The organism is Pseudomonas sp. SDO5591_S426 (assembly GCF_054070755.1).
Genome location: NZ_JBSVXD010000237.1, coordinates 1 through 7,269, shown reverse-complemented (window position 1 = coordinate 7,269; position 7,269 = coordinate 1). Strand labels below are relative to the sequence as shown.

The following is a 7,269-nucleotide window of genomic DNA, read 5'->3' as shown; positions in this document are numbered from 1 at the left end:
AGATCAAAAGATCGCAGCCTGCGGCAGCTCCTACACGGCGTATTACTTCAGATTGCCGCTCAGGAACTGCTTCAACCGCTCACTCTTCGGATTGCCCAGCACGTCTTCCGGCGCGCCTTCTTCCTCAACCAGACCCTGATGCAGGAACAGTACCTGGCTCGACACTTTGCGTGCGAAGCTCATTTCGTGGGTGACCATGATCATGGTCCGGCCTTCTTCGGCCAGCCCCTGAATCACCTTGAGCACTTCGCCCACCAGTTCCGGGTCCAGGGCCGACGTCGGTTCGTCGAACAGCATGACTTCCGGTTCCATGGCCAAGGCCCGGGCAATCGCCACGCGTTGTTGCTGACCGCCGGAGAGGAACGCCGGGTACTGATCGGCCACTCGCGCCGGCAACCCGACCTTGTCGAGATAGCGGCGTGCACGGTCTTCGGCTTCCTGCTTGCTGCAACCCAGCACCCGGCGCGGGGCCATGGTGATGTTTTCCAGCACAGTCATGTGGCTCCACAGGTTGAAATGCTGGAACACCATGGCCAGACGGGTGCGGATCCGTTGCAATTCGTCGGGATCGGCGACGTGCATGCCGTGACGATCCTTGACCATGCGGATCGCCTGGCCGTCCAGGCTCATGGCGCCGTCGTTGGGCTGTTCGAGAAAGTTGATGCAGCGCAGAAAGGTACTTTTGCCCGAGCCGCTGGCGCCGATCAGGCTGATGACGTCGCCGGTGTTGGCCTTGAGCGAAACGCCTTTGAGCACCTCATGATCGCCATAGCTTTTATGCAGGCCTTCAATGGTCAGTTTGTACATGGAACAAGCATCCTCAAGGCGAAAGTAGGTAGCCGCTGCGATAGGCTTCGGCGCCCGCGACGTGGGCGATCACCATGCCAGCGGTGGCCATGCGGCGCAGCGAGCGAGCGTACATCAACCCGGCGGCGGTGCAGTGGACAGGCGTGACACGGTCAAGGATCGGGTCGATGATTTCGGCGATCAGTTGCCCGGCTTCCAGGTATTCCCCTGGCAGCGCGGTGAACACCAGCAGCCCGCCGACCGGCGTTGCTACGGGTTCAACACCGGCCAGCGGTGTAGCCGGGTAGGGCAGGTCGGGCAGTGGCGCCGGTTCGCCGGCAATCGCGCCGAAGTGAATCAGGTAATCAATCAGCGCTTGGCTATCGAGACTGGCCAGTGGGTGATTGACGTCGCCTTGGCCGCGCAGTTCGACCGTCACCGAAAAACTCCCCGGTGGAATGTCGAAGTGTTCACCGAAGCGCTCCTTCAGTTGCCACCAGAGCAAGGTGAAGCATTCATCGAACGACTGACCGCCGGAATCAGTGGCCAGCAGACTGGCCTCTGCGCCGATGTAGCGGGCCAGCGGCTCGACCTGTGGCCAGGCCTCGGGCGTGGTGTACAGATGGGCGACGGCTTCGAAATCACAATGCAGGTCCAGCACCATGTCGGCATCGCAGGCCAGTCGTTGCAGGGTCAGGCGTTGGGATTGCAACTGGGTGCTGGCAGTCTGGCGGGCCAGTGCATTGCGCAGGCTGCTGCGGATGAGTTCGAGGTTGCGTTGCGAGTCGTCGCCGAGTTGGCCTTCGATCTCGTTGCCGACCTCTTCGCTCAGGTCCACGAACCAGCGGTTGAAGTTCTGTCCGCTTTCCAGCTCATAGCGGCCCAGCGGCACGTCCATCAGCACTTGTTCGAGGCCGACGGGGTTGGCCACCGGCACCAGGACGATTTCGCTGCGCAGGCGACCAGCGGCTTCCAGCTCCGCCAGGCGCTGCTTGAGGTGCCAGGCCACCAGCATGCCGGGCATTTCATCGGCGTGCAGGGAGGCCTGGATGTAGATCTTGCCTTGGGCCGATGCAGGCCCGAAGTGGAAGCTGTGGATCTGTCGTGCTGTCCCCGGCAGTGGGGCCAGCAGGTCATGAATCTGGTGGCGCATTGCGAAAAATCCTAGTGGGTCGGCCCAAGGAAGGCTAGCCAGCGACGTTCGGCGAGACGGAACAGGCCGACCAGCGCAAAGGTGACGGTCAGGTAGATCAGCGCGGCGATGCCGAACGACTGAAAGGTCAGGAAGGTCGCCGAGTTGGCGTCCCGAGCGACTTTCAGAATGTCCGGGATGGTTGCGGTGAACGCCACGGTGGTCGAGTGCAGCATCAGGATCACTTCGTTGCTGTAGTACGGCAACGAGCGACGCAGTGCCGAAGGCATGATCACGTAGGCATACAGCTTCCAGCCAGTCAGGCCGTAGGCCTTGGCCGCTTCGACTTCACCATGGGCCATGCTGCGGATCGCCCCGGCGAAAATCTCCGTGGTGTAGGCGCAGGTGTTCAGGGCGAACGCAAGGATGGTGCAGTTCATCGCATCGCGGAAGAAGCTGTCGAGCACCGGTTGCGCGCGCACGGCGGCCAGACTGTAGATCCCGGTGTAGCAGATCAGCAGCTGGATGTAGAGCGGCGTACCACGGAACAGGTAGGTGTAGAACTGCACCGGCCAGCGAATGTAGAAGTGCGGCGAAACTCGGGCGATCGACAGCGGAATCGAGACGATGAAACCGATGAAGATCGACGCGCTGAGCAGCCACATGGTCATGGCCAGACCGGTGATGTTCTGGCCGTCGGTGTAAAGGAAGGCTTTCCAGTATTCCTGCAGAAGTTCGATCATCTTACGGCCTCCCGGGTCCCGGCGGCGTAGCGGCGTTCGAGCCAGCGCAGAATGAAGTTGGAGGCACTGGTGATCAGCAGGTAGATCAGCGCAGCGAGCACCAGGAAGTAGAACAGCTGATAGCTGCTTTTACCGGCGTCCTGGGCAGCCTTGACCAGATCGGCGAGGCCGATGATCGACACCAGCGCAGTGGCCTTGAGCATCACCATCCAGTTGTTGCCGATACCCGGCAGGGCAAAGCGCATCATCTGCGGGAACACCACGATGCGGAACCGCTGACCGCGCTTGAGACCGTAAGCGGTGGCCGCTTCGACCTGGCCGCGAGGCACGGCGAGGATCGCGCCGCGGAAGGTTTCAGTGAAATACGCGCCGTAAATGAAGCCCAGGGTCAGGACCCCGGCGCTGAACGGGTTGATCTCGATGTATTCCCATTCCATGTAGTCGGTGAGCGACGTCAGCCAGGTTTGCAGGCTGTAGAAGATCAGCAGCATCAGCACCAGGTCCGGCACCCCGCGAATCAGCGTGGTGTAGCACTGGGCAACCAGGCGCAGCAGTTTGACTTTTGACAGTTTGGCACTGGCGCCGAGCAGGCCGAGCAACACGGCCACCAGCAGCGACATCGCCGATAATTTGATGGTCATCCAGGTGCCTTCCATCAGCAAAGGACCGAAGCCCTTGAGGCTGAAGGCTGAGAGCCCCAGATTTTGTAAGAGGTTTTCGAACATAAATCAGCAACCTGATCGGATGAAAAAAGCGCCCATCTCGCGATGGGCGCCGGGCATTATTTGCCGCTGTACAGATTCAGATCGCCAAAGTGTTTCTTCTGAATGGTGGCGTAGGTGCCATCATCGTGTAACGCTTTGATACCTTTATCCAAAAGTGCTTTCAGCTCGGTGTTACCTTTCTTAATACCGACCGCTGTTTTGGCTGGCAGCAGTTCGCTGTCGACCGGCTTGCTGATTTCGTAATCGGCGCCGTTTGGCGACTTCAGGAAGCCCAGTTCAGCTTGCAGCATGTCCTGGATGCCAGCGTCGAGACGGCCGGAAGTCAGGTCGGAATACACCTGGTCCTGGTTCTGATAGGCCTGGGTTTTCACGCCAGCCTTGTCCAGAACGGCTTTGGCATAGGCTTCCTGGATGGTGCCTTGCTCGTAGCCAACGGTTTTGCCTTTCAGCGAAGCGACGTCGGCGGTGATGCCGGAGCCTTTCTTGGACACGTAAGCGGTTGGGCCGGAGAACAGCTCGCCGGAGAAGTCGATGACTTTTTCGCGGGCCGGGGTGACGGTCATCGAGGAGATCACGCCGTCGAATTTATTGGCCTTGAGGCCAGGAATCATCCCGTCGAAATCGCTTTCGACCCATTTGCACTTGACCTTCAGCTCGGCACAGATTGCGTTACCCAGATCGATGTCGAACCCCACCAGGCTGCCGTCGGCCGCTTTCGACTCGAACGGTGCGTAGGAAGGGTCAACGCCAAAACGCAATTCTTTGTATTCCTTTGCCATGGCGGAGCCAGCGGCCATGCACAACGCCAGTGCAGAAAGGGTCAGCAATGCTTTTTTCATTATTTATTCCCTAAAACCAATATGAGCGCTTGTGGCGCAGAATTATTGTTACTGGTAAGCGTAAGACCTAATGAAAGTAGCAATTTCCGAACCAGAGTGCCGAACAAGCGTTTAACAGGCATTCAGGAAATCGCCGGGATGGGATTAGTGCACGAAAACGGGCGCCGTGGAAGACCCGCACTCTTTTGGTTCTTCGGGAAGCCGATTACCCGAGCAGATCCTGCAGTGTTCCCAGATGGTCAGCCTCTTCGACCGGCTTGTCCTGGCGCCAGCGCAGCATTCGCGGAAACCGCACCGCTATCCCGCTTTTATGCCGCTTGGACAGGGCAATGCCCTCGAAACCCAGTTCAAACACCAGGCTCGGTTTTACGCTGATCACCGGGCCGAACTTTTCGACGGTGGTTTTACGCACGATGCTGTCGACCTGACGCATCTCTTCATCGGTCAGGCCGGAATAGGCTTTGGCAAAAGGCACCAGTGTGCGTTCGCTGGCGTCGGGCGGGCCGTCCCAGACCGCGAAGGTGTAATCGCTGAAAAGACTGGCCCGGCGCCCATGACCGCGCTGTGCATAGATCAGCACGGCGTCGACGCTGAACGGGTCGACTTTCCATTTCCACCAGACGCCCACATCCTTGGTTCGACCCACGCCGTAGAGTGCGTCGCGAGCCTTGAGCATCATGCCTTCGACGCCGAGTCGACGAGATGCTTCGCGCTGCCGGGCGAGATCGAACCAGTCCTCGCCGGTCAACAGTGGCGAAACCAGCAACGCGGGGTGATTGCAGTGGGCAATGACCTGCTCCAGTTGCGCACGCCGTCGCACTTGGGGCTGGTTGCGCCAGTCCTCGCCCGCCCATTCCAGCAAGTCGTACGCGAGGATGACCACGGGAACGTCAGTGAGAATTTTCTTGCTGAGGGTTTTACGACCGATCCGCTGCTGCAAGAGAGCGAATGGTTGCACGGCGGGCGAGGTCGGCATTTGTGGGTCGAAGGCGTCTTCGGTTTCCGGTGGAGCGCTTTTCCAGGCAACGATTTCGCCATCGATCACCGTGCCATCGGGCAGGCAACTGACCAGGTTCTGCAGTTCGGGAAACCGCTCGGTCACCAATTCTTCACCCCGTGACCAGACCCACAGTTGTCCGCCGCGCTTGACCACTTGGGCGCGAATGCCATCCCACTTCCATTCAACCTGCCAATGGCTGGCGGGTCCGAGCACCGCCTCGAATTGTTCGACTGGTTGCGACAGGGCATGGGCGAGAAAAAACGGATACGGCTGACCGCCACGCTGGGCATGTTCATCGTCCGACTCGGCGGCGATCAACTTCAAGTAGCTGGCGGCGCTCGGGCGGTTGGACAGATCGGTGTAGCCCACCAGTCGCTGCGCCACACGTTTGCTGTCCAGATGAGCCATGGGTGCGAGCGCACGGGTCACCAGCAGTTTGGAGACACCGACGCGAAAACTGCCGGTGATCAATTTGATGCAGAGCATCAGGCTGGTGCGGTCCAGTTGCGACCAGAGCCGGGGCAGTTGTTCGGCGAGTACCTCAGGGGATTCGCCGCGAAGCGGCAGCAACTTTTCTTCGATCCACGTTGCCAGACCGTCGGTGGACGCGTGGGGAGCATCGGGCAGTATCAGCGAAATGGTTTCGGCCAGATCGCCGACGGCTTGATAACTCTCTTCGAACAACCAAGGCGATAGCCCTGAATAGGTCACCGCCAGATCTTGCAGAACGCGCACGGGTACCAATTGCCGTGGCCGCCCCCCGGACAGGAAATACACCGCCCACGCGGCATCTTGCGGTGCGGCTTGCGCGAAGTAGCGTTGCATCGCCGCCAGTTTGGCATTGCTTGAAGTCGTGGCATCGAGCTCGGCGTACAACTCGGCAAATGCCTTCATGGCAGTGCCTCGACCGGCGCGGGTTCGGTGGTCGCCGGTACTTCTTCATCGTCGCCGTATTCGGTGTCGAAGGCCTGGGCGTCGAGACCTTGCTCGCGCAGGTGGCGTACCAGCACGGCGACAGAACCGTGGGTGACCATCACTCGTTCGGCTCCACTCTGTTCGATGGCCCACAGCAATCCAGGCCAGTCGGCGTGATCGGAGAGTACGAAGCCGCGATCCACACCGCGTCGCCGACGCGTGCCGCGCAGGCGCATCCAGCCGCTGGCGAAGCCGTCACTGTAATCGCCGAAGCGACGCATCCAGGTGCTGCCACCGGCGGACGGCGGGGCGATGACCAGCGCTTTGCGCATTATCGGGTCGCTCTTTTTGACCTCGCCGGCATAGATCGTGGGTGGCAGGTAAATGCCCGCTTCGCGGTAAACCCGGTTCAACGGCTCAACCGCGCCATGGGTGAGGATAGGGCCGAGGCTGGCGTCGATACCGTGGAGAATGCGCTGGGCTTTGCCGAAGGCGTAACACAACAGAACGCTGGTCTTGTCTTCGGCCGCGTTGGCTTGCCACCACTGATTGATCTCGGCGAAGACCTGCGCCTGGGGCGGCCAGCGATAAATCGGCAGGCCGAAGGTCGACTCGGTGATGAAGGTATCGCAACGCACCGGTTCAAACGGGGCGCAGGTGCCGTCAGCTTCGATTTTGTAATCGCCGGAAGCGACCCAGACTTCGCCGCCATGTTCCAGTCGCACCTGGGCCGAACCGAGGACGTGTCCGGCGGGATGAAAGCTCAGGGTGACGCCGTTGTGCAGCAACCGCTCGCCATAGGGCAGCGTTTGCAGGTTGATGTCTTGGCCCAAACGCGCGCGCAGCACCCCTTCACCGGGGGCCGCCGCCAGATAGTGGCGGTTGCCGGTGCGCGCATGGTCGCCATGGGCGTGGGTAATGACCGCCCGCTCGACCGGTCGCCACGGATCGATGTAGAAATCGCCGGCGGGACAGTACAAGCCTTCGGGACGAGCGATGACAAGATCCATGGCATTGCCCAGTGGATGGACTTGTTAGCTATGAGGTTGGCGCGGGGAGAGAAGTTCTATCGATTTTCCGAGATCAAAAAGCAAAAGATCGCAGCCTGCGGCAGCTCCTACACCGATCT

The 7,269-nt window shown here is 60.3% G+C and carries 7 protein-coding genes; all 7 read right to left on the bottom strand.

Annotation, left to right across the window (positions count from 1 at the left end; genetic code table 11):
* Positions 1–42: 42 nt before the first annotated feature.
* Positions 43–807 carry an ABC transporter ATP-binding protein gene (locus ACW9JC_RS27225; RefSeq protein WP_056856146.1) on the bottom strand — a complete coding sequence of 255 codons (765 nt, stop codon included), beginning with the start codon at positions 805–807 and terminating at the stop codon, positions 43–45.
* A gap of 13 nt (positions 808–820) precedes the next feature.
* A complete protein-coding gene (locus ACW9JC_RS27220) occupies positions 821–1,939 on the bottom strand; it encodes a succinylglutamate desuccinylase/aspartoacylase family protein (RefSeq protein ID WP_338585097.1) in 1,119 nt (372 codons plus the stop codon).
* A gap of 11 nt (positions 1,940–1,950) precedes the next feature.
* On the bottom strand, positions 1,951–2,661 hold the full coding sequence (locus ACW9JC_RS27215) for an ABC transporter permease (RefSeq protein ID WP_338585098.1): 711 nt from the start codon (positions 2,659–2,661) through the stop codon (positions 1,951–1,953).
* On the bottom strand, positions 2,658–3,386 hold the full coding sequence (locus ACW9JC_RS27210) for an ABC transporter permease (RefSeq protein ID WP_338585099.1): 729 nt from the start codon (positions 3,384–3,386) through the stop codon (positions 2,658–2,660). The genes ACW9JC_RS27215 and ACW9JC_RS27210 overlap by 4 nt, the downstream gene beginning before the upstream one ends.
* A 56-nt stretch (positions 3,387–3,442) precedes the next feature.
* On the bottom strand, positions 3,443–4,225 hold the full coding sequence (locus tag ACW9JC_RS27205) for a transporter substrate-binding domain-containing protein (RefSeq protein WP_338585100.1): 783 nt from the start codon (positions 4,223–4,225) through the stop codon (positions 3,443–3,445).
* 205 nt (positions 4,226–4,430) lie between these two features.
* Positions 4,431–6,119 (bottom strand): ATP-dependent DNA ligase, encoded by a 1,689-nt coding sequence (locus tag ACW9JC_RS27200; protein ID WP_457458873.1) that lies wholly within the window; start codon positions 6,117–6,119, stop codon positions 4,431–4,433.
* Positions 6,116–7,150: a ligase-associated DNA damage response exonuclease gene (locus ACW9JC_RS27195; protein ID WP_457458871.1), complete on the bottom strand. Its 1,035-nt coding sequence runs from the start codon at positions 7,148–7,150 to the stop codon at positions 6,116–6,118. The genes ACW9JC_RS27200 and ACW9JC_RS27195 overlap by 4 nt, the downstream gene beginning before the upstream one ends.
* Between the last annotated feature and the right edge of the window lie 119 nt (positions 7,151–7,269).

Bases quoted from the DNA above. Each gene is read 5' to 3' on its own strand.
- ACW9JC_RS27225 (WP_056856146.1), bottom strand. From the start codon at position 807: ATGTACAAACTGACCATTGAAGGCCTGCATAAAAGCTATGGCGATCAT.
- ACW9JC_RS27220 (WP_338585097.1), bottom strand. From the start codon at position 1,939: ATGCGCCACCAGATTCATGACCTGCTGGCCCCACTGCCGGGGACAGCA.
- ACW9JC_RS27215 (WP_338585098.1), bottom strand. From the start codon at position 2,661: ATGATCGAACTTCTGCAGGAATACTGGAAAGCCTTCCTTTACACCGAC.
- ACW9JC_RS27210 (WP_338585099.1), bottom strand. From the start codon at position 3,386: ATGTTCGAAAACCTCTTACAAAATCTGGGGCTCTCAGCCTTCAGCCTC.
- ACW9JC_RS27205 (WP_338585100.1), bottom strand. From the start codon at position 4,225: ATGAAAAAAGCATTGCTGACCCTTTCTGCACTGGCGTTGTGCATGGCC.
- ACW9JC_RS27200 (WP_457458873.1), bottom strand. From the start codon at position 6,119: ATGAAGGCATTTGCCGAGTTGTACGCCGAGCTCGATGCCACGACTTCA.
- ACW9JC_RS27195 (WP_457458871.1), bottom strand. From the start codon at position 7,150: ATGGATCTTGTCATCGCTCGTCCCGAAGGCTTGTACTGTCCCGCCGGC.